This window comes from Streptomyces sp. NPDC088554 (genome assembly GCF_044752945.1).
Lineage (GTDB): Bacteria > Actinomycetota > Actinomycetes > Streptomycetales > Streptomycetaceae > Streptomyces.
Window position 1 is genome coordinate 21451 of sequence record NZ_JBIVMF010000027.1, and the last position, 21204, is coordinate 42654.

A 21204-nucleotide genomic window follows, 5' to 3' on the forward strand; every position below is an offset into this window, starting at 1 on the left:
AGCGGGGTATTTACGTACGGGACGCCGGCCGGCGGGTGTGGTCGCCGCGCGCTGTTCACAGTCGAGTCCGGTGGTTGCGCTCCGTCACCCGCGCTCGTAACTCCTCGGCCCGGGTAGAGGGTCGTACCTGACGGGGTCGGCGTCCCACTCAAGCCCTCCGCGCGGTGGCCGGAGCTGGACGCGGGTGCCGACGTGCCCCATCACTTCGCCGAGCCGGTCCCGCCGGGTGTCCACGGCCCAGCTACCGATGCCCGGCAGCGGGCGGGCTCACCCACGGAGTCCGCAGCGATAGACACAGTCAAGAACTACCCTTCGGTTTGATGCGCCTTGGCGACGGTGGGAGGGGGTCCATGATGGCTGTGCGTGCTGCCCATGCGAGGGCGCTCTGGGTTCGCATGGGCAGCCCGAGGCGGTTCCAATGGAAGATCACGTGATAGCTGAGGACATGGCGTAGGCCCCGTTCGAGTGTTCCTTCACGGGCCGCCGCTCCGAGGGTTTGGCCCGTCCGATTAAAGGCGACTGCCCATGGGGAGGCGAATGCCATAGCTCCGTTCGGGCCGAGCAGTGGGCCGTCCGGATCGATGTCGGCGGACAGCAGTGTTCTGACGTTCTGGACCATTCCTTGCAGCCGGTCGGCCGGGATGTCGGCTGGCAGCGGTCGTTCCTCGGAGACGCGATGCCACACGTCGCCCTGTTCGTACCATTCCAGTCCGGCGGCTCGTATCAAGACGGTGCAGAGCAGGATGGAGAGTTCGCGACGGCCGAGCGGACTTTTGCGGCTGGGCAGGTTCAGGATGGTGTGGCTGTCGGTGTGGAAGAGTTGGTGGGTGGCGTGCATGGCTGCGCTGCCGCCGAAGGCTGGGGTTTCCGCCTCGTAGAGGGTCGGCCACCAGCATTGGATGTGGCCGACAGCGGAGAGTTCGTCCAGGGCCGTGGTGAACCCGGCTTTGACACGGCTGTCGTGCAAGGGTAGTTGAAGGCGCAGTCTCCAGCATGGATGTTTGCGGATGAACCACCAGGCGACGAGGGTGCCGTCCGACTCGGCGTGGTGCAACAAGGGCGCGAGGTGGTCGGCTGCGATGCTCTCGGCGGTGGTCCAGTTGGTGAACTCGATGTAGAGCTGCCACCAGTTACCGATAGATGATTGTTGCTCGATCGCGCGGTGCCCGGCCTGTTTGAAGACACTGATAGCGGTGGCGAGGTCTGCCGGGGCCAAGCGGGTGCGAGAGGCTGCTTCCCGGAGGTCTGTTCCGGCTAGGACCGACAGTACGGCGCGCACTGTCGCGTCTGGTGTGATGGCCCGGGGGCAGATCAGCTGATCAGCAGGCATGCGTCCCATCCGGAGATCGGTGTGGTGTCCCGTGTGGCGGTGTGCAGAGAGAGGGCGGCTCCCGCGTCGCCTTCGAGGAAGCCGGGTTCGTTCCCTGTGCCGGTGTGGGCCTGGCGAGTCAGGGCGTTGGCCAGGCGCGGGAGGATCGCGCGCAGTACCGGGTTTGTCGTGTCGTGGGCGGCTCGCCATACGGTTTGGTAGACACCGGCCCAGCCGTGGCACAGGCTGGTGTCGATGAGCTGGTTCGTCTGTACGGGATCGGCGAGGCAATTGCTGAGCGTGCCCTCGAAATACTGCTGGTTGCGTGTATCGCCGTTGGCGATCGTGGCCAGTTGCCCGGCACGGGCGATTCCGGGGGTGCCATAGCACCAACTCGGGCGGGCGGGACCGGGTTGGGTGGTGCGACCGCTGACGAGTTCTTTGAGAGTGATCCACTGAGGCCACCAGCCCCCGGGTTCGCCCTCTTGGCGCCAGTCGTCCAGCCAGCGAGTAATGACGTCCATGGCGTCGGTGTGGCCTTCGACGGTGATGCCGCGCCGGGCAGCGTGCGCGAGGAGCGCGAGTGGTCCGGCGATGCCATGTGCGACGCCGAAGTTGGCGTGCCCACCGGGGAACGCGTACGACTGGCCGACATGAGGATCGTGGGAGCACCACCAGCCGGGTACCGTCTGGTCGTCGATGAGCAGTGGCCGGGTGAGACGGACCAGGTAGGCAAGTACCGCGCCGAGTGCGTCGCTGCCGGGGGCGCTGCGGAGGAAGTAGGCGCCGATGCCGGTGAGGCCATGGAGCACGTCGTACTCGGCGAATGGCGGGGCAGCGCCCCGGTCGATGCGAATGTTGGCGGCTCTGACGCGGCGGTGGGCCAGGTCGGTCACGTACTGGTGGAGGGTGTTCAGGGCAGGGCCGTAGCGGGGTGTTCCGTCGGCTTGGGCGCAGTGGAGTGCGAAGGCGACGGCAGGCGCTCCATAGGTGAGGCAAGCGGTGTCGGTGCTGCTGATTTGCCGGCTGACGGTGGCTGTGAGCCAGGAGTGTGCGGATTGCCAGGGGCCAGCCCCGGTGAGGGCGCGTTCGATGTGATGCAGGGCGATTCCGGCGGCGCCGTTGGCCAGGGACTGGTCCGCTGGGCGGCGGATCATGGTTTCGGTGTCGGTCATGATGGGGTTCGTCGGCTGGTGAGGGTGTGACGCAGAGCAGCGGCGCGGGCCAGACGGTGTGTGATGCTTTCCCGGTGTGGGGCGACGCCGAGGGCGCGGACGTGGTGCTGGTGGAGCAGGGATCGCAGCACGGTCAGCGGGTCCCGCTGCCTTTCCAGGGCACGGCGGTAGGCGGTCAGGGCCGTGCGGCGCTGCTGCCATGCCGCCGCGACCGGTCCGCCGCCGGGCAAGGTGCGCAGGGCACCGATGCCGTTCGGTCCGGTCAGCCGGAAGGTCTCCTCACGGGTTGTGGGATTCAACCGGCCATGCTCTTGCGGCAGGTGCTGGATCAGCCACTCCAGCCCGGCCCCGGCTGTTTCCGCGAAGGACCCGGCGATGTCGGTGAGCGAGGCTGCTGTGACCGCCTCGGCTGTGATCTTGCTGAGCCGTACGCAGTGAAGCTCGGCGAGGGCAGCGGCCGTGTCGGCTGCGAACACCGTCTCGGCCGCGTCCAGCGCCGCACTGTGTCCGAAGCGGCCCGTCTGCGGTTCGTAGGTGGCGAGTTGGAGCCCGGAAGCCAACTGGCTCTCGCGTAACGCCGCCGCCCAGTTGGCGATGAGCTCGGCTCCCTGTCCGTATGTCTGTCCGTCCGCCAGCCGTACGGTGAGGGTGAGGTGCTGGTCGCGATCGGGGTGGCTGGTGTCGAGGTGGCGGTCGAACCACACTGCGGGAGCGTCCAAGGAGCTGAGGAGTTGTGGCAGGTAGTCGGCGAGGATCTCGTTTTGGCGGGCGGGATGACCGGTCAAGTGCGCGTGCAACAGCCGCGAGTGGCCCGGTAGGTGTCCCGCGTCGGGTGTGATGGGTGGCGAGAGACGCCGGAGTTCGGCCGTGATTGGGGCAGTGGTGCGCAGACGGAGAACGAATTCGTGTGCGCGGCCCATGAAGCCCCAGCCCGTTGTCGGTGAGGTGGTGCGGCTGGTCGGCACCGGATTCTCGTGCAGTTCGACCTCGCGTGCCCGGTCCAGGCGAGAGCGCAGAATCTCCCGGTGCATCGGTACGTTCAAGTCGAGGGGCAGGCGCAGGTCCGTCTCGACAACCAGTACATCCGCTGGGACACGTAGACGGTCGCGCCAGGCGGTGAACGCCGTCTCCCAATTAGCCCACGGCTGGCCGATGGTGGGGAGTTCGGTGGATGACAGGAGCCAGCGGGCCGGGGCCAGAACGGTCCTGCCGTGGCGTAGGCGCGGCAGGTAGGGCAGGCGCGCGGCGGCGCCCCAGTCGAAGCCCTTGAAGACCGCGTACCGGGCGGTGGCGATCTCGGAGAGGAGCCGGGCGAGGGGCGGGGTCAGCGTCCCGGCTTCCAGCGCGTGCAGGACCCGGGGTTCCACGCGGCGCCAGGTGGAGAGCTGGACAAGGTGTAAGTGCCGGGCGTCGGCGGTGACGGCGAGATCGTCCAGGTCAAGGGCACCGGAGTGAGGAGTGGGATGTTCGACGAGGCCAAGGGTGTCGGCGAGCAGGCGCGGGGTGCGGATGACGTTCTCGCTGCGGCGGCGCCGAGGCGGGAACGATAACTGCACGGTAGATGTGCCGGGAACAGTGTAGGAGTCGGCGAGCCGGGCACGGTCCTCCTCGGCCAGGAGGTCGGCGAAGCGTCCGGCCATGCTGCTGCCAGGCCGGGGTACCGAGGAGACCCACAGGGCGAACCGGCCACGTCCGACTGCCTCGGCGCTGTCGGAGTGGAGCTGGAATGCCAGTTCCACCAGGGGTGGGGCCGTGGTCTCGTCCGGGTCGCCGACCACGAGGGACTCGACTGTGTGATGGGTGAGCATGATCTCGTCCCGTCCGTCGAGGAGGGCGTTCTGTACGAGCGCGAGCAGGGCTTCGTCCCGGGTAGTGAACGTCTGCGGGGCGCTGGGCCAAGCGGAGCCGAGATAGCCGGCGGGCCAGCCAAGGCCGGAATCGGCAACCAGGTCAGTGACGGGCACGACGGCCCCTGCTCCGTAGCGCAGGCGGAAGCGGTTGTGGAAGTCCTTCCACCGGGGATAGCCGTACGGGTAGGGCGTCAGCCGCAGCAACACTGAAGCGGCGCTCTCTGCTTCCTCGACTACCACGGTTGGCACGGTGATCTCCGCGTCCAGGCATAGATCGGTGACCAGCGGTTGCGGGGCATCGGGGTTGAGTGGTCGCATGTGTTCGGTGAGAGCCGTCCGTTCGGCGTGAGCCGTGGCACGTCGTACGCGTGTCATTTCCTGGTGGATGACTTTCAGTTGGCCCGCAAGATCGGCCAGGCCGGGGAGAGAGGCAGCATTCGAGCTCTCCAGCTGTGCACACACATGGCCCAGGGCGTCCGACTCGGTCATCGGGGCACGCAGGCTGGTCAACAGAAGCTGATGCGTGAGGAGCCCGTCCAGCAAGCCGCCGAGTTGGTCCGGGGCAGCGGCCGGATACCCAGCCATCAGGCCCTTGCGCAGGTCCACAAAGAGGATAGGCGTACGGGCAGCCTCCAGCGCAGCGGACACCGGCCTGCTTGCGCCGACAGTGAGTTCCAGCGGCGCCAGCTCGTACGGGTCCAGTGGGGCAGGGCTGGGCACGACGAGGCGTCCGCCGCGTGCGGTGACAGTGTTGTTCGTGGTGACGGTGAGCCGGTCGAGGAGAGCGGCATGCTGTTCCAGGTGCCGCACGACACCGTTCAGCCACACCGTGTCGGAACTGAGTCTCACCCGGTGGTCAACGCCCCAGCGGACGGCTGGGGAACCGCCAATGCGAGCGGACGTGACCCCGGCGAACAGGCCGAACGGGACCGCTCGGCCTTGCCAGCGCAATAGATATGAGACGAGTGAGTGTTCCAGGCGCCGCCGCTCTCTTGCATCCGTGGTGTTCTGCTTCAGAGCAGTGTCGATCCGATGGGCCAGGAGCGGGCTGGCCACTTCAACAGCCCTCCGCAGCTCGCTGAGAGCCCAGATACGGGCCAGTCGCTCGCACCCCGTCTCCTCACTGTGCGATGGCAGCTCGGCTTCGTATCCCGGCATGTGCGCGCCTGGGAAGGTAGTGGCCCTGACCATGAGCACGCCCGTGTGTCCGTAGAGGCGTCGTTGTGCCGCCGCTGTCATCAGTCCGTTCCCCTCGTCCGGTATGGGTGGTACGAGTTGGGGCCGGGTGCGAGAAACGCCGACCGGCCACGTGCCTGGCTTCGGGCGGAGGTGAGTTTGGGGGGAGGACGGCCGAAGGCTGTGCTCCCCCCCCGCCTCCCTTCCGGTCGGTGTCAGGCAGGGTCACCCACGAACGAGACGCACGCCGTGCCTGAGCAGGTGGAGCCGCAGTTGTCGCTCGTGTCCCGCAGCAGGTCCCGTACGGGCAGTCCGGCCTCGACCACCCTCACATCGAGTGTGAACTCCGAGTCGAATGCGGCCGTGGTACTCGCCGCCTGGATGTCAGCAGCCATCTCGATCACTTCTCCCTCATCGGTTGGTGCACGGTGGCCTGACCCTTCAGGGGCCAGGAGATGACAACGCGGACATGCCGCTTGGTGATGACCCGGCCCTGCGGCAAGGCATCCTCCGGGGCACCGACCGGATATACGTAGATCACGGGGTCGGGGCCGTGCCGGTGATCACGGTCCCAGGCACGGATTTGCTCAGCGAACCTCTCGGCTACCGTCTCGCCGTCCGGTCCGAAGCCGTGCACGCCGAACTCGAACACAGGCGCGCCGGGAATCTCCTCAGTCCGGTCGATCGCGAGATAGGCGAAGCTGCCGCCGTTTACCACGGCGGGGCACGCCATACGGTTCTGCGGAGATACCAACCCGGTGTCCAGCGTCGTATCCACCGACAGCTGACAGAAGCCGTCAAGGGCCGTGGCCAGCCACATCTGAAGCCTGCCGAAGGGCTCGTCCCGGCCCACGGTGACCCCGGTCCATACCTCGGCCCGACCGGTGTCCAGAGCCCCGTTCAGCGCGTCGGCGTCGGCTCCCCAGTCGTCGTCGAAGCGCAGCCCGATCTCTTTGCCACGCAGTAGCAGCAGACGCTCCTTGTGCGCCCCGGCCCCCTGCATGGTCACGAAGCCGCAAATTTCTGTTGACCGGGAGACCAGGTGGTCACCTTCCTTGTCGAAGGCCACCGACCGGGTCAGGCCCCGCATCCGCAGCGGAACGACGAGCCGCCCGTCGGCGGCGAGTTGTTCCATCCACGAGGGAGGGATGTCCCAGGCGCCAACGGTGACCAGTAGCCGGTCGAGCGGGGTGTGGTCGGGAAAGCCGCCTTCACCGTCGGCCGTCACCACCTGGATCCTCTGGTATCCGGTCGAGTCCAGGAACCGGCGGGCTCGGTCGGTCACGAACGGGTCAATGTCCCCTGTGATCACCTCGCCTTCCCTGCCGACGAGTTCGGCCGCCATTGCCGCATTGACGCCGCCGGAGCCGATCTCCGCGACGCGCATTCCCGGCTCGATCCCGGCCTGCTCCAGCATCATGGCCTGGATCACCGGGGCGGAGACGGAGCTGATGGTGATGCCGTGCTCGTCCTTTTTGGTCGCCACGACAGACTCGGCGTCATACGCCTTCCCGACCGTCGCCTCGGGGGTGAAAAGATGCCGGGGGACAGTACGGAACGCTGTCTCCACCGGCCTGCTCCGGATGATGCCCTGCTTGATCAGCTTGTCTGTGAGGGCGTCGCGCAGCGCCTCGGCGGAGGCCGCACCGCTGGTGTTCTTGGTGGTCTCAGTCACCCCGGTGAGTGTGTCAGCGGGCGTATCGCTCTTCGACTGCGCGCGCCGGGCATCAGGCGCCATGGGCCAGCTCTCTTTCTGTACGGTTCTTGCGGTTCCCGCCCAACTCCAGGTAGATCAAGGGGGTTGGGCGGCCTGTGTCGGTGCAGCTGATAGAGCGTGCTGTCGGGTGTCAACTTCCGCACAGGCGACTCCTCGCTCCCCGGGCGAGCGCGTATTCGGTTACCTCTCAACGTCATTCGCTGGTAGACACACGTAGAGCCAACCGCGAAGTGGGCAGTTTGGGTATGAGGGCAAGGCCCGACGAGTGGTCAAAGTGGTCAAAGATCACTTGCAGTTGCGCGCGGATACGGAAGGGTGAGATTCCGGCCGTTCGCCCGAGGGCCGATGACGCCGACAGTTACATTGGTGTCACCAGGCAGGATCGGGCCAGATAGCCAACATAGAGGCGAATCGGCCAGGGTGGACAAGATCATTCAGCATGCGGGGGTGCGCCATGACGCGCAGACGAAATGAGCGGCTCGCCGCGTATCTGGCCGAAGCGGGCTGGTCACGGGCACAGGCGGCGAGCGCATACAACCGTGTTGCGCAGGAGAATAAGCTCTCCGTAGTCGGAGGCATCGGCCGTTCCCACGTCAGCATGTGGGTGGGCGGGACGCAGCCGTCCGGTGCCGCACCTCTAATCTTGAGCCAGGCGCTGTCCCGTCGTCTGAAGCGCGTCATCACACCGGAGGAGCTTGGGTTCGCAGTCTTCGATGTGCCGACAGAGGGGGCACAGGAATGGCGCGTCGACCCTTTAACCGCGCTGAATGACCTGGGGAGAGCCGACTTGGACGCGGATCGGAGACAGATCCTGACTGATGCGGTGTACTCGACGGCCTCCCTCGCCCTGCCCGGCCAGGAATGGTGGGAGACGATGGCCCGGACGTTATCCCCAGCGGTGCCAGCCGAACGACAGCGCGTCGGGCCGGATGATGTGGCCACCGTCCAGGAACTGACCGTGGCTTTCTCCCGAATGGATCAGCAGTGTGGCGGCGGCCATGGCCGGAAGGCACTGGTCCAGTACTTGCAAACGGACGTTGCTGTCTTCCTACGAGGCACCTATCCCGACGAGCGGGTGCGGCGCGCCATGTTCTCCGCAGCTGGAGAGCTTGCCTACTTGTCCGGCTGGATGGCCTTTGACAACGCGGAACATGCCGTCGCACAGCGCTACTTCGTCCTCGCGGTTAAGCTTGCCGCGCGAGCGGACGATCCCCCGCTGACTGGTCATATTCTGCGTGCTATGGCCCATCAGGCCCTTGACCTCGGCTTCCATAAACAGGCCCTCGACCTGTCGGCCGCCTCAGTAGCGGGGCAGCGGTACGCGTCGGCCACCCCTCGGGAACGTGCCCTGCTCACGGTCATCCACGCTCGTGGCCTGGCGGCGAACGGACGGAAACAGGCAGCGGCGAAAGCGCTGCTGAAGGCTGAGGACGACCTCGCCTCGGCTGATGAAGCCATCAAGGAGCCCAACCGTACGTTTTTCTTCGCTGAGGCGTCCTTGGCACACGAAACAGCCTGCACTCTCAGGGACTCCGGTGACCGTCAGGGCGCTGTTCGGCAGTTCCGGCGCAGCGTACGAACACGCGGAGCTGCCTTCCGCCGTACGCGTGCGGTGACCCTTGGATACCTGGGTGCCACTCAGATGGCGGGCGGCAGCATTGAAGAGGCATGTTCCACCTGGAGTAGTGTCCTGGACGCCATGGAAGAGGGCATCTACTCGGGCCGCGCTTGTCAGGCGGTCGTCGACATGCGCAACCTTGTTTCCCCCTACCGGCGTCGTGGGATCCCTATGGTTGCCGAGCTGGACGCTCGGGCTGCCGCCTACCTTGCCCGGGTAGATTGACCACGTCGCGACGCAGGGTCGAATAGGGGTACGCATGTCGAAGTCGCTGGAGATCAAGCCCATCGGCACCGTGGTCGGCGGGCGGACCGAACCAACCGACGACCACTGGACCGGCACGGCGATCATCCGCCTCGATCCGGACTTCCCCGTCGAAGTCGTCCAGGGTCTGGAGGAGTTCTCCCACCTGTTGGTCGTCTGGCACTTCCACCAGGCATCCCCCGACGACGTCGCCTTGCACGCCCGCAGCCCCCGCAACAACCCCCAGTGGCCGGCCACCGGCACCTTCGTTCACCGCAATCACCGGCGCCCCAACCAGCTCGCCCAATCTTTTCCCCGGCTGCTGAAGGTCGATGGCCTGGACCTTCACGTCACCGATCTGGATGCCATCGACGGCAGCCCCGTCTACGATCTCGCCCCGTACTTCCAGGAGATGGGCCCACGCGGCGAGATCTGCGAGCCCAGCTGGCCCGGCGAGATGCTCAGGGACTACTGGGGCGAGCCGCAGAGCTGACCCCGGGCACCCGCTCGCTCTGTGTCGAGACGGGCACGGTGCGGTGGTATCTCGACAGGGTCGATCCAGACGTTCAGTCAGCAGAGATCATGGTCTGCTATCGGGCTCTTGATCCCCCCGAGGAACGCGGTGAACGAGGCAGTGGGGAAGGTGAGCAGGGGGCCGTGGGGGGCTTTGGAGTCGCGTATGCCCGTGGTGTCGTTGGCGGAGGCCACTTCTACGCAGTTGTCGCCCCCTGAGCTGTAGCTGCTCTTCGCCCAGTGGGCGCCTGTCAGGTTGATTCCGATGGTCAACTCTCCTCCTCTATGAGGCTTTTGATGAAACCTCGCGATGCCGGGATGTCGAGGGCGCGTGCGCGCAGATGGTTGAACGCCACCTCGTAGCGCCCCACATGCTCATCCTCCTCCAGATAGAGGGAACTCGTCAGTGGCTCCAGCACGGTCAGCGGGTCGCCCGCGTCGAACCGGAACAGGGTGAACGTGCCATCGATGCCTGTGTGGACGCCCACATCGAAGGGGAGCACTTGAATCTCTACTCCGGGAAGCTCATCCGAGACGTCCAGCAGATGCTGAAGCTGCCCTGCGAGCACCTGCTTACCTCCCATGGCTCGACGTAGCGCAGCCTCGTCCAGTACGCACCACATGGACAGCGGGCGATCACGCCGGAGTACCTGCTGACGTTTCATGCGCAGCTCCACGAAGGTGCGCACCTCGCGCGCGGTGTTCCACTTGCCGCTGCCTTCGATCACGGCGTACGCGTACTCCGGTGTCTGTAGCAGCCCGGGAATCAGTTGGGCGGCGTACCAGTCGGCGTGCGCGGCGAGCTCTTCGAGTTCGAGGTAGTCGGCGAAGGGATCGCGGACGGCGTCTCGGTACTGGTCGAACAGGTTGGTGCGACGTGACGAGGAAGCCTGTGCGGCCAGCTGCCTGATCTCCAGTATCCGCTGTTCGTCGTGTACTTCGTATGCCTGAAAGTACTTGTCCAGCGTGGCTGCCGGGACTCGCTGCTTGCCATTTTCGATTTTGCTCAGGGCAGAGGATCCCGAAAGCCCCAGCAGCCTCACCGCGTCGGGAAGGTTGAGGCCGGATCGCTGCCTCAACGTGCGGAGCGCCAAGCCGAGTCGGCGGCGCATCAGATTAGGACGGGCATCAGCCATACGTGGTCACCGCCTCTCTCTCGGTGCGGACTCTACACAGAGGCCCGGGTCCGAAGCATGTCACTTCGTCACATTATTAAGAAAGGGTCCCGAGCCTCTTGCTGAGAAACCTTTCTTGCCTCCATGCTTTGTCATGTTGCACATGGTGATGGATTGATTGCGTGAAGCGATCTTCTGGTGCGCGTTCGTCGGCATGCGGGAACACCGCCCGGTGCCCATGGCCTCAAAGAGAGTTGATGACATGACTCAACCTATGGACGTCGGATTGCTCCATATCTGCTGCTCGGAGGCGTCCCGGTGAACCTCGACGGACGCCCCCTGCGGCAGCTGCCCTGGACCGATGAGAGCGGTCGGCCCTGTTATCTCTCGGCGGACGGCATCGGCACCGGCCCGGTGTCCCGGCTTGCCGATCGGGTCGAAGCCGTACAGCTCGCGTGGGCGGAGAGGCTGCACGAAGAGGCGCTGGACCTGTTCGCGGAGGGCGGGCCCGAGGAACTGGAAGTGGACTGTCTGGCCGCCCGGTTGACGGATGCGCTGCGGGACGTGTTGGTCATCGCGGAGAGCCGGGGGTTACGGCTGGGGCTGCCCGGGTGTGAGGGCGGTATCGGGGGCGGGCTCGGTTAGGTGTGTTCCGGGGGGCTTCGGCGGGGGACGGTCGGGGCCGCCCCCCGGCCGAAGGTGGACGTCGGGCGACCGGGCCCGGCCGGGCGCCGGGGTACGGGGTATGGGGTACGGGACGCGGGCCTACTCCGTCGCGTGCAACGAGGTGAGCAGCGCGTCGACCAGCAGCCGGTCCCGAGGCTGGGTCAGCCGCTCCCGGGCCGCCACCGGGGGGAGCCAGAGCACGCGGTCCACCTCGTCGTTGGGTGCGAAGGCGCCGGTGGTCGCCTCGGCCGCCCAGTAGGTGACCTCTTTCGGGTGACCCTGCACCGTGTAGTGGACGGTGTCGAGGAGCGGGCCGGGGGCGCAGTGGTGACCGGTCTCCTCCAGCACCTCACGGAGCGCCCCGGCCAGCGCGGTCTCGCCGCGTTTGAGCTTGCCCTTGGGGTGCGACCAGTCGTCGTACTTCGGGCGGTGCACCAGGGCCAGTTCGATGGCCTCGGCGTGGAGGAGCGGGCCCGGGGGCCGCCGCCACAGCACGCACCCCGCCGCCCGCACCACCGGGTCCCGCCAGGTCGGCGCGCTCATCCCGTCATCCCCGCCGGCCGCCACACCTGCTGGAACGCGAAGCGGGCCGCCTCCACCTCGTGTCGTTGGTCCGCGTGGAGCACGCCCAGGGCGTACGCCGTCGACGGTGCGATCCGGGGGGTACGGGCCGCGTTCGCGGCGGCGGCGGCGGCCTCGGCGGCGTCCCGGTGCAGGTCGAGCGCGTGCAGCGCCCCCGCGAGGGCCGGGTCGGGGGCGCCGCCCGCGTACCGGACCTCCTGGGCGTAGCGGTACAGCCGCAGCAACTGCCGTACGTGGTGCCACGGCGCGTCCTGTGCCTCCCCCTCCGAGGGGGTGGACAGGCAGTGGACCAGGGCGTCCGTGGTGTACGGGTACCCGACCCGCCGCAGCGGCAGCGCGGCCACGGCGTCCAGCAGCCGCTGCTCGGTCGACTCGACGGGACCGGCCAGCGCCTCGCCCGCCGGCGCGCCCGCGGGCGGGGTGAGCGGCACTTCCGAGCCCAGTACGGCCACGGCGTCGGCCACCGCGTGGAAGCGCGACGAGCCGAGCGCCTGGAGCGTGGCCGAGTGGGCCCGGGTCCGCGCCAGGGTCAGCTGCCGCTCCAGCAGCGCGCCCGCGCGCGACGCCCCCACGGCGAGCGGGCCGGGGCGCGCCTCGTCCTGGAGCGCCGGTCCCGACAGCCGGGACAGCGCCCCGAGCAGCCGGGCCAGCCGCTCGGAGCAGGCGTGTTCCTGGGCGAGTGTGCCGGAGAGCCAGCCCAGTTCCATACGGAGGTGATCCGCCCAGACCGGGTCGAGCAGCGGCCGGAACGCGTGCAGTCCGCCGCCCACCCTGCGGGCCGCGCCGCGCAGGGTGTGGGCGGCGGCCTCGGCGGCCTCGCTGTCGGAGCCGCTCTCGCCGTACTGCCGCAGCGCGCGCAGGAAGTCACCGGCGCGGGCGTGCAGATACCCGGCCAGGACCTCGCCGCCGGTCAGCCGCTCCGTATCGGGAGGGCCGGCGGGGGAGACGACCGAGGGAACGGCGGGGGAGACGACCGAGGGGCCGACGGGGGGGACGACCGGTGGCACGGCCGGTGGCACGACCGAGGGGACGGCCGGTGGCACGACCGAGGGGACGGCCGGTGGCACGGCAGCGACGGCCGCCGGTCTCATGTCCACTTCACGGTGCTGCACGCCGTCGCCTCCGGGCGTCTATGAGCATTTCCTGTACGTGCCGCAGCGGTTGGCCCTCCGCGTCCGTGGCATGTCTGGTCCAGTTGCCGTCCGCGCCCAGGTGCCAGGAGGACGTGGTGTCGGACATCCCCGTCTCCAGCAGCCGGGTGATGGCCGCGCGGTGGGCCGGGTCGGTCAGCCGCACCAGCGCCTCGATGCGGCGGTCGAGGTTGCGGTGCATCATGTCGGCGCTGCCGAGCCAGACCTCGGGTTCCCCGCCGTTGCCGAAGGCGAAGATCCGGGAGTGCTCCAGGAACCGGCCGAGCACGGAGCGTACCCGAATGTTCTCGGAGAGCCCCGCCATCCCCGGCCGTACGGCACAGATGCCGCGTACCCAGATGTCCACCGGGACCCCGGCCTGCGAGGCGCGGTAGCAGGCGTCGATGATCGCCTCGTCGACCAGCGAGTTGACCTTGATACGGACATAGGCGGGCCGTCCGGCGCGGTGGTGGGCGGTCTCCTTGTTGATCCGGGAGACCAGCCCGTCGCGCAGGGACTTCGGGGCGACCAGCAGGCGGCGGTAGGTCTCGCGGCGGGAGTAGCCGGAGAGCCGGTTGAACAGGTCGGACAGGTCCGCGCCGACCTGCGGGTCCGCCGTGAGGAGGCCGAGGTCCTCGTACAGCCGGGCGGTCTTCGGGTGGTAGTTGCCCGTGCCGACATGGCTGTAGCGGCGCAGGGTCTCGCCCTCCTGCCGTACGACGAGCGAGAGCTTGCAGTGCGTCTTCAGCCCGACCAGCCCGTACACGACATGGCAGCCGGACTCCTCCAGCTTCCGCGCCCACTTGATGTTGGCCTGTTCGTCGAAGCGGGCCTTGATCTCGACGAGGACGAGGACCTGCTTGCCCGACTCGGCCGCGTCGATCAGCGCGTCCACTATCGGCGAGTCGCCGGAGGTGCGGTACAGCGTCTGTTTGATCGCGAGGACGTCCGGGTCGGCCGCCGCCTGCTCCAGGAATGCCTGGACGGAGGTCGAGAACGAGTCGTACGGGTGGTGCAGCAGCACATCGCGCTCACGGAGCGCGGCGAATATGTCGGGTGCGGAGGCCGACTCCACCTCGGCCAGGTCGCGATGCGTGCCCGCGATGAACCGGGGGAACTTCAGCTCGGGACGGTCCAGCGACGAGATCCCGAAGAGCGCCGTCAGATCCAGCGGCCCCGGCAGCGGATAGACCTCCGAGTCGGACACCTTCAGCTCGCGTACCAGCAGGTCGAGGACGTACGGGTCGATGGACTCCTCGACCTCCAGCCGCACCGGCGGCCCGAAGCGGCGCCGCATCAGCTCCTTCTCCAGCGCCTTGAGGAGGTTCTCGGCGTCGTCCTCCTCCACCTCCAGGTCCTCGTTGCGGGTGACCCGGAACATGTGGTGCGCCAGGACCTCCATCCCGGGGAACAGCTCTTCGAGGTGGGCCGCGATCACATCTTCCAGCGGTACGTACCGCGAGGGCGACGCCTCCAGGAAGCGCGACAGCAGCGGCGGCACCTTGACGCGCGCGAAGTGGCGGTGGCCGCTGACCGGGTTGCGTACGACGACGGCCAGATTGAGCGACAGACCGGAGATGTACGGGAACGGGTGGGCCGGGTCCACCGCCAGCGGTGTCAGCACCGGGAAGATCTGCTGGCGGAAGAGGGTGAAGAGCCGCGCCTGCTCCTTCTCCGTCAGCTCGGGCCAGCGGACTATATGGATGCCCTCGTCGGCCAGGGCGGGGGCGACATCCTGCTGGTAGCAGGCGGCGTGCCGGGCCATGATCTCGCGCGAGCGGGTCCAGATCAGGTCGAGGACCTCGCGCGGCTGGAGGCCGGACGCGGAGCGGGTGGCGACGCCGGTCGCGATGCGGCGTTTGAGGCCGGCCACCCTGACCATGAAGAACTCGTCCAGGTTGGACGCGAAGATCGCGAGAAAATTAGCCCGTTCGAGGAGCGGGGTGGTGGGATCCTCGGCCAGTTCCAGGACGCGTTCGTTGAATGCGAGCCAACTGCGCTCGCGGTCGAGGAAGCGCCCCTGGGGCAGCTCGTTTCCTTCGTGGCCGCCGGACTCCTCGTACATGTCGAGATCGGCGTCGAGGTCGGGCTCAAGGTCTCCTGCGGACCCGGTCGCGGCGACCGTATGGGGCCGATGGGCGGCGATGAAACCGACCGACGGCTGCTGCGCGTGCTGGACCGGGACCTCGGCGGGCTGGTGGCTCATATCCCCATTGTTCCGCGCGGAGGGGAGGACAGGCGCGTCGGAGAGAGCGGGGGCGAGGTGGATCCTGCCGTTCCTCGCTGCGGGGGGCAGAGCGGGCTGCATTCAGTGAGGGTCGCAAGGACTTCTGAATGGCCGGTAACGGCGACATGACGTGGAGGAAAGCGGGATGGGGACTGGCGGGGCGGCGGGGGCGGGTTTCTCGTCGGTTTGTACGACTGTACGGGCCTGTGTGCGGCTGGTACGTGCGGTTGTGCGACTGCTTGCAGGACCCGCCTGTGTGCGGCTGGTACGGGCCGCGCGGCTGCTTGCAGGACCCGCCTGTGTATGGCTGGTACGGCCGCATGTACGACCGCACGGGACCCCGGGAGTCCCCTGTGCCCCCGGCGTCCCGCGTGGTCGTCCCGTACAGGTCGGGCAGGTCGTACAGGACGGGCCGATTGGTCAGGCGTGCAGCCTGCGCAGCGTCCGGAAGGCCAGGGCGAGCGCCAGCGCCGCCAGGGCCAGCAGGATGCCGGTCTCGATGAACTGGAGCGGCCAGAAGTGCGAGGCCGGGTGGTAGCCGTAGAACGTGGTGGAGACAGGGAGCTCGCTCGGCACCGCATCCTCGACCCAGTCGACCACCCAGCCGCTGTCCGGCAGCGCGCCGAGCGCCGTTTCCCTCGTGACCGGCATCAGGTACCCCCGCAGCTTGATGCCGAAGGCGAGGACGGTGACCGTCATGGCCGCCGAGGTGACCGCCATCGCCGCCACGACCCCGCGCGTCAGCAGGCCGATCAGCGCGCCGGAGGCGATGGCGAGGACGACGTACCCCACCAGGACCGGACCGAGTCCGTAGAAGGAGAAGTTCTCGTACCAGTACGCCTCGTCGCCGTGGAACGGGCCGGAGGTCCAGGTCCAGCGGTAGAGCGCGACGAACGCCATCGTCCCCAGGACCGTCCACGCGGTCGGCAGGGCGAGCCGGGCCAGCAGCCAGCGGGCGGGGGAGACGGACTGGGTCCAGGCGAGCCGGTGGGTGCCGTACTCCAGCTCCCGGGCGATCACCGGGCCCGCGACGAACGAGCCGACGATCATCGGCAGGAGCGGCGGCAGCAGACCGACGAGCTGGAACGCGTACGTGAACCGGCCCTGGACCGCGCGGTAGTCGTCGGCCCGGTTCATGCAGGACACGGTCGTGTCGCCGTCGAGCGAGCAGCCCGCGGCGAGGAGGTCGCCGTATCCGGGGGCCGCCCGCCACCACAGGTAGAACAGCGGCCCGAACGCCAGCACCAGCAGCACCGGGACGGTCCACAGCGCCCTGCCGTGCAGCCGCACCGTCACCCAGGCCGGGCCGTGCGGGGTCAGCGCGCTCATGACGCCACCTCCGTACGACCGGTCGTCGCGGACGGCGTGAGCAGTACGGGCGCTTCCGGGGTGCGCAGATACGCGAGCAACAGCTCCTCCAGCGAGGGAACGGAGGTCCGCCACGCACCGGCGGGCGGGCCCGCGCCGTCCGGCCGTACGAGCGCGGTCAGGGTCCGTCCCGTCGTACGGGACTCGACGACGGTGTACGGCCCCAGCGCGTCCCGGTCGCCCGCCGGGCCGGTGGCCAGGGTGTGTGCGGCGAGCAGGTCGTCGGTCTCGCCGCCGAGGCGGACCCGGCCGCCGTCGACCAGCAACAGATAGTCGCAGGCGTTCTCCAGCTCGGCGAGGATGTGAGAGGAGATCACCACGGTGGTGCCCCGCTCCGCCGCCTCGGCCAGCAGGATGCCCATCAGCTGATGGCGGGCGAGGGGGTCGAGGTCGGCCATCGGCTCGTCCAGCAGCAGGAGTTCGGGGCGCTTGCCGAGCGCGAGGGCGAGGGCGACGCGGGTGCGCTGGCCGCCGGAGAGGGTACGGACCCGGGCGCCGGGGTCGAGCGGGCCGCCCGCGACGATCCGCTCGGCGAGGGCCGTGTCCCAGCGCTCCGGGTTCAGCTCGCGGCCCATTCGCAGGGTCTCGCCGACCGTCAGCCGGGGGTAGAGCGGCTTGTCCTGGGCGACATAGGCGACCCGGGCCCGGACGGGCGCCGGTCCTGGCGAGCCGAGGACGCGGACCGAGCCCTCGGTCGGCGCCAGCAGCCCGGCCGCGTGGGCGAGCAGGGTGGACTTGCCCGCGCCGTTGGGCCCGACGAGGGCGCAGACGCGCCCGGCGGGGATACGGAAGGAGCAGCCGCGCAGCGCCCAGTGGTCCTGCTTCCGGAGCCGCTTCCGCACCTGGTAACGCGTGCCGAGGCCGGCGGTCTCGACCGCCGCGACCCCTGCCGCAGCCCCTGTTTCTGTCGCTTTCATATGTCCCCCCTGGACATGTCGGACGCGTCGGTCTCGGTGAATACCTGCTCGATCACGGACGTGACCAGCGCGGTCACGTCGTCCCGGTCCAGCCCCCCGGCGCGGGCGCTCCGGGCCCACGCGGTCAGCTCCGCCCGCAGGGCGGTATCGGCGGCGCCCCGGCCGAGCGTTCCGCGTACGAAGGTCCCCAGCCCCCGCCGCCCCTCGGCGAGGCCCTCGCGCTCCAGCTCGCGGTAGGCCTTGAGCACGGTGTTCGGATTGATGGCGGTGGCCTCCACCACCTCACGGGCGGTGGGCAGCTTGTCGCCGGGCTCCAGCAGGCCGAGCCGGAGCGCCTGCTTGGTCTGCTGGACGATCTGGAGATAGGTGGCCACGCCACTGCGTCGGTCGATGCGGTACGCGATCACCCACAACCACCCTTTCACTAAGGAAGTAGTGAAAGGATGTCGTAGGTAAGGGGCGCCGTCAATAGCCGGCGCCCCTTACCTGTCTCGCTACTGCCGCCTCGGCGGGTCAGGACTCGGTGCGGTACATCAGGTCCACCTCGTACGTACGGAACCCGAGCCGCTCGTACACCGTCACCGCCGCCGTGTTGTCCGCGTCCACGTACAGCATCGCGGTCGGCAGCGCCTGCGCCGCCAGATGGCGCAGCCCGATCGCGGTCAGCGCCTTGCCGAGGCCGCCGCCCTGCGCGTCGGGGCTGATGCCGACGACGTACACCTCGCCGAGCTGCTCCTCGGCGTGCGTCTTCGTCCAGTGGAAGCCGATCAGCCGCCCGTCCCGCTCGGCCAGGAAGAAGCCCTTCGGGTCGAACCACGGCTCGGCGATCCGGTCGTCCAGGTCCCGCTGGGCCAGCGAGCCCTGCTCCGGGTGGTGCGCGAAGGCGGCGGAGTTGACGGCGAGCCAGGCGGTGTCGTCCTGCCCGGGGACGAAGGTGCGGACGGTCACCCCGGCGGGCAGCACCGGCTCCGCGATGGCGAGTGGGGCCAACGGGCGCCGCAGCTGCCGCAGTTCACGGAAGAGGGTCAGCCCGAGCACCTGCGCCAGATGCCGTGCCGCGGGCTTCCCGCCGTGCGCCCACGCCCGCAGCCGCTTCCCCGACGCGCCCAGCAGCGCCGTCCCCAGCGCCCGCCCGTGCCCCCGGCCCCGGGCCCCGGGGCGGATGACCAGCTCGACGGCGGGCGCCTCGACGGGGTCGGTGTCCTCCAGCTGTCCGTACCCGGAGAGTTCGCCGTCGACGGTGAGCAGGAAGTGCCGTACGCCCTGGCGGTGGCCGCCGCGCAACTGGAGCCGGCCCTGTTCGGAGACGGCCTGCACCCCGTCGGAGGCGGCGGCTTCGGCGAGCAGGGCGAGCACCTCCTCGGCCTGCTCGGGGGTGAGCGCGTCGAGGGTCTGGATCTGCCGGCCGGGCTCGCGGGCTGCTGCGTCAGTCATGGGTCCGAGGGTACGGCGAGGGTGCCGGGGGCGATGGCGCGCCCGTACCGGAGGCCGTGTACGCGGCCTTTGCCCGGCCGCAAAGGCAACCAGCTCGTAACCCGGCACCCCCTGTTGCGCTACGCGCGTTGACCTTAGGCTGCGGCTCGCGGCCCTTCGGGCGGGCGAATTCAGGCGCCACGTCACATGCACAGGGGTCTGCCGTATGTACAGGGATCAGGGGACAATGTCAGCGAATCCGCAGAAGAACCGTGCGACAAAGAAGCGCGTGACGACGAACCGTGCGGCCCGGCGGGTGCTCGCCGCCGCCGCGGGTCTGGCCACCGTGGGCGCCCTCGTCGCCGCGATGCCGGCCACCGCGCAGAACCACGGCCCGGCCAAGGGGCACGACCGGCAGAAGCCGAAGACCGTCGACGTACAGCTGTTGTCCTTCAACGACCTGCACGGCACCCTCGAACCGCCCGCCGGTTCGGCCGGGAACGTCAGCGAGAAGCAGGCGGACGGCACGGTCAAGGCGATCCCCGCCGGTGGCGTCGAGTACCTGGCGACCTCGCTGCGCACCGCGCGCAAGGGGCACCCGTACTCCATCACGGCGGCGGGCGGCGACATGGTGGGCGCGAGTCCGCTGCTCTCCGGCCTGTTCCACGACGAGCCGACCATCGAGGCGCTCAACAAGATCAAGCTCGATGTGACGGCGGTCGGCAACCACGAGTTCGACGAGGGCGCGGTCGAGCTGGCCCGGCTCCAGAACGGCGGCTGTCACCCCACGGCGGGCTGTTTCGAGAAGGGCAAGAAGTTCAAGGGCGCGGACTTCCCGTACCTCGCGGCCAATGTGACGTCGGAGAAGACCGGCAAGCCGATACTCAAGCCGTACACGGTCTGGAAGAAGAACGGCGTCAAGATCGGTTTCATCGGGGTGACCCTGGAGGGCACGCCGAACGTCGTGACCGCCGAGGGTGTCAAGGGGCTGAAGTTCCACGACGAGATCGAGACGGTCAACAAGTACGCCAAGGAGCTGGACAAGAAGGGCGTGAAGTCGATCGTCGCCCTGATCCACGAGGGCGGCGCGCCGGCCTCCAGCGCGTACAACTACGACTGTGACAGCCCGGGTGCCGGTGACGGTATCTCCGGCCCGATCGTCGACATCGCCAAGGGCATCTCGCCGAAGGTCGACGCGCTGGTCACCGGCCACACGCACCAGGCGTACGCGTGCACGATCCCGGACCCGTCGGGGAACCCGCGGCTGGTGACGTCGGCGGCGTCGTTCGGCAAGCTCTACACGGACACCACGTTGACGTACGACCTGCGTACGAAGGACATCGTGCGGACGAGCGTCAAGTCGGCCAATCACATCGTCAGCCGTGACCAGGCCAAGGCCCAGGACATGACCGACCTGATCGCCCGCTGGAACAAGCTGGCCGCGCCGATCGCGGGCACCCCGCAGGGCTACATCTCGGCCGACATCAACGGTCGTGGCGCCACGACCCTCGAAACCCCTCTCGGCGACCTCATCGCGGACGCCCAGCTCGCGGGCACCTCGGCGGCCGACAAGGGCGGGGCGCAGATCGCCTTCATGAACTCGGGCGGGATCAGGGCCGACCTGGTCCACAAGGCGTCCGGCGCCGAGGGCGACGGTGTCGTGACCTACGGTGAGGTGTTCACGGTCCAGCCGTTCACCAACATGACCAACACGATCACCCTGACGGGCGCGCAACTGCTCGCCGCGCTCCAGCAGCAGGTCAGCGGCTCGAACGAGGCGTCCCCGAAGATCCTCCAGGTCTCGAAGGGCTTCACCTACACCCTGGACATGACGAAGACGGGCGCGGCCCGCGTCATCACGGACTCGGTCCGGCTGAACGGTGAGCCGATCGACCCGGCGAAGCCCTACCGCGTCACCATGAACGAGTTCCTCGCGGGCGCGGGCGACGGCTTCCCCGCCTTCGGTCAGGGCACCGACAAGCTGGTCGGCGCCTCTGACCTGGACATGTTCAACGCCTACCTGAAGGCCAACTCCACCCCGACCGCCCCGCTCGCCCCGCCGGCGGCGGACCGGATCACGATCATCAAGTAACCGCGGAGTTCTCCCGAAGGGCGGTGGGCCGTGCGCTCACCGCCCTTCGGCGTACGGGGGCCTTCCGTGTGTACGGAGCGGTGTGGGGGACCG

At 68.7% G+C, this 21204-nt stretch carries 18 protein-coding genes; 4 read left to right on the forward strand and 14 right to left on the reverse strand.

Features of this window, described 5'->3' with window-relative positions:
- Positions 1–298: 298 nt before the first annotated feature.
- The 5 genes from ACIP8W_RS26485 to fxlM form a co-directional block, all read right to left on the reverse strand.
- A complete protein-coding gene (locus tag ACIP8W_RS26485; RefSeq protein WP_401958292.1) occupies positions 299–1330 on the reverse strand; it encodes a thiopeptide-type bacteriocin biosynthesis protein in 1032 nt (343 codons plus the stop codon).
- A complete protein-coding gene (locus tag ACIP8W_RS26490; protein WP_401958290.1) occupies positions 1312–2484 on the reverse strand; it encodes a lanthionine synthetase C family protein in 1173 nt (390 codons plus the stop codon). The genes ACIP8W_RS26485 and ACIP8W_RS26490 overlap by 19 nt, the downstream gene beginning before the upstream one ends.
- Positions 2481–5573, reverse strand: coding sequence for a lantibiotic dehydratase (locus ACIP8W_RS26495; RefSeq protein WP_402204903.1), 3093 nt, complete (start codon positions 5571–5573; stop codon positions 2481–2483). Before ACIP8W_RS26495 ends, ACIP8W_RS26490 begins: the two co-directional genes overlap by 4 nt.
- 152 nt (positions 5574–5725) lie before the next feature.
- On the reverse strand, positions 5726–5905 hold the full coding sequence (locus ACIP8W_RS26500; RefSeq protein WP_401958289.1) for an FxLD family lanthipeptide: 180 nt from the start codon (positions 5903–5905) through the stop codon (positions 5726–5728).
- A 5-nt stretch (positions 5906–5910) separates the two neighbouring features.
- Complete coding sequence (gene fxlM / locus ACIP8W_RS26505; RefSeq protein ID WP_402153558.1) at positions 5911–7185, reverse strand: methyltransferase, FxLD system; 1275 nt, start codon at positions 7183–7185, stop codon at positions 5911–5913.
- A 496-nt stretch (positions 7186–7681) separates the two neighbouring features.
- Between fxlM and ACIP8W_RS26510 the strand changes: the two genes are divergently transcribed.
- Positions 7682–9070: a Tat pathway signal protein gene (locus tag ACIP8W_RS26510; RefSeq protein ID WP_402204905.1), complete on the forward strand. Its 1389-nt coding sequence runs from the start codon at positions 7682–7684 to the stop codon at positions 9068–9070.
- Positions 9071–9104: 34 nt separating this feature from the next.
- Positions 9105–9581, forward strand: a complete 477-nt coding sequence (locus ACIP8W_RS26515; RefSeq protein WP_401955358.1) for an SAM-dependent methyltransferase — start codon at positions 9105–9107, stop codon at positions 9579–9581.
- A gap of 77 nt (positions 9582–9658) precedes the next feature.
- Here ACIP8W_RS26515 and ACIP8W_RS26520 read toward each other — a convergent pair whose 3' ends face one another.
- Positions 9659–9874, reverse strand: a complete 216-nt coding sequence (locus tag ACIP8W_RS26520) for a DUF397 domain-containing protein (RefSeq protein WP_401955360.1) — start codon at positions 9872–9874, stop codon at positions 9659–9661.
- Complete coding sequence (locus ACIP8W_RS26525) at positions 9871–10737, reverse strand: helix-turn-helix domain-containing protein (protein ID WP_401955362.1); 867 nt, start codon at positions 10735–10737, stop codon at positions 9871–9873. The genes ACIP8W_RS26520 and ACIP8W_RS26525 overlap by 4 nt, the downstream gene beginning before the upstream one ends.
- 297 nt (positions 10738–11034) lie before the next feature.
- On the opposite strand from ACIP8W_RS26525, the gene ACIP8W_RS26530 reads away from it, so the two are divergent.
- Positions 11035–11361, forward strand: coding sequence for a hypothetical protein (locus ACIP8W_RS26530; protein WP_401955364.1), 327 nt, complete (start codon positions 11035–11037; stop codon positions 11359–11361).
- A 120-nt stretch (positions 11362–11481) separates the two neighbouring features.
- On the opposite strand, the gene ACIP8W_RS26535 is transcribed toward ACIP8W_RS26530, so the two are convergent.
- The 7 genes from ACIP8W_RS26535 to mshD all read right to left on the reverse strand — a co-directional run bounded on the left by ACIP8W_RS26535 (position 11482) and on the right by mshD (position 19040).
- A complete protein-coding gene (locus ACIP8W_RS26535) occupies positions 11482–11925 on the reverse strand; it encodes an NUDIX hydrolase (protein ID WP_401955365.1) in 444 nt (147 codons plus the stop codon).
- The gene (locus ACIP8W_RS26540) at positions 11922–13076 is read right to left on the reverse strand and encodes a CHAD domain-containing protein (RefSeq protein ID WP_402204908.1); all 1155 of its coding nucleotides are present in this window, start codon (positions 13074–13076) and stop codon (positions 11922–11924) included. The genes ACIP8W_RS26535 and ACIP8W_RS26540 overlap by 4 nt, the downstream gene beginning before the upstream one ends.
- Positions 13063–15300, reverse strand: coding sequence for an RNA degradosome polyphosphate kinase (locus ACIP8W_RS26545; protein ID WP_401955367.1), 2238 nt, complete (start codon positions 15298–15300; stop codon positions 13063–13065). Before ACIP8W_RS26545 ends, ACIP8W_RS26540 begins: the two co-directional genes overlap by 14 nt.
- A gap of 441 nt (positions 15301–15741) precedes the next feature.
- A complete protein-coding gene (locus ACIP8W_RS26550; protein WP_402150177.1) occupies positions 15742–16650 on the reverse strand; it encodes an ABC transporter permease in 909 nt (302 codons plus the stop codon).
- Positions 16647–17606 carry an ABC transporter ATP-binding protein gene (locus ACIP8W_RS26555; protein WP_402150175.1) on the reverse strand — a complete coding sequence of 320 codons (960 nt, stop codon included), beginning with the start codon at positions 17604–17606 and terminating at the stop codon, positions 16647–16649. The genes ACIP8W_RS26550 and ACIP8W_RS26555 overlap by 4 nt, the downstream gene beginning before the upstream one ends.
- The gene (locus ACIP8W_RS26560) at positions 17603–18013 is read right to left on the reverse strand and encodes a GntR family transcriptional regulator (RefSeq protein WP_402150173.1); all 411 of its coding nucleotides are present in this window, start codon (positions 18011–18013) and stop codon (positions 17603–17605) included. The genes ACIP8W_RS26555 and ACIP8W_RS26560 overlap by 4 nt, the downstream gene beginning before the upstream one ends.
- A 106-nt stretch (positions 18014–18119) precedes the next feature.
- The gene (gene mshD / locus ACIP8W_RS26565; RefSeq protein WP_401955368.1) at positions 18120–19040 is read right to left on the reverse strand and encodes a mycothiol synthase; all 921 of its coding nucleotides are present in this window, start codon (positions 19038–19040) and stop codon (positions 18120–18122) included.
- A 226-nt stretch (positions 19041–19266) separates the two neighbouring features.
- Here mshD and ACIP8W_RS26570 point away from each other — a divergent pair, with 226 nt between their 5' ends.
- The gene (locus ACIP8W_RS26570) at positions 19267–21111 is read left to right on the forward strand and encodes a bifunctional metallophosphatase/5'-nucleotidase (protein ID WP_402150171.1); all 1845 of its coding nucleotides are present in this window, start codon (positions 19267–19269) and stop codon (positions 21109–21111) included.
- The last annotated feature ends 93 nt before the right edge of the window (positions 21112–21204 follow it).

Coding starts and splice junctions, on each gene's coding strand:
- ACIP8W_RS26500 (WP_401958289.1), bottom strand. CDS start 5,905: ATGGCTGCTGACATCCAGGCGGCGAGTACCACGGCCGCATTCGACTCG.
- ACIP8W_RS26555 (WP_402150175.1), bottom strand. CDS start 17,606: ATGAAAGCGACAGAAACAGGGGCTGCGGCAGGGGTCGCGGCGGTCGAG.
- ACIP8W_RS26535 (WP_401955365.1), bottom strand. CDS start 11,925: ATGAGCGCGCCGACCTGGCGGGACCCGGTGGTGCGGGCGGCGGGGTGC.
- ACIP8W_RS26490 (WP_401958290.1), bottom strand. CDS start 2,484: ATGACCGACACCGAAACCATGATCCGCCGCCCAGCGGACCAGTCCCTG.
- mshD (WP_401955368.1), bottom strand. CDS start 19,040: ATGACTGACGCAGCAGCCCGCGAGCCCGGCCGGCAGATCCAGACCCTC.
- ACIP8W_RS26495 (WP_402204903.1), bottom strand. CDS start 5,573: ATGACAGCGGCGGCACAACGACGCCTCTACGGACACACGGGCGTGCTC.
- ACIP8W_RS26515 (WP_401955358.1), top strand. CDS start 9,105: ATGTCGAAGTCGCTGGAGATCAAGCCCATCGGCACCGTGGTCGGCGGG.
- ACIP8W_RS26570 (WP_402150171.1), top strand. CDS start 19,267: ATGTCAGCGAATCCGCAGAAGAACCGTGCGACAAAGAAGCGCGTGACG.
- ACIP8W_RS26545 (WP_401955367.1), bottom strand. CDS start 15,300: ATGAGCCACCAGCCCGCCGAGGTCCCGGTCCAGCACGCGCAGCAGCCG.
- ACIP8W_RS26510 (WP_402204905.1), top strand. CDS start 7,682: ATGACGCGCAGACGAAATGAGCGGCTCGCCGCGTATCTGGCCGAAGCG.
- ACIP8W_RS26525 (WP_401955362.1), bottom strand. CDS start 10,737: ATGGCTGATGCCCGTCCTAATCTGATGCGCCGCCGACTCGGCTTGGCG.
- ACIP8W_RS26485 (WP_401958292.1), bottom strand. CDS start 1,330: ATGCCTGCTGATCAGCTGATCTGCCCCCGGGCCATCACACCAGACGCG.
- ACIP8W_RS26550 (WP_402150177.1), bottom strand. CDS start 16,650: ATGAGCGCGCTGACCCCGCACGGCCCGGCCTGGGTGACGGTGCGGCTG.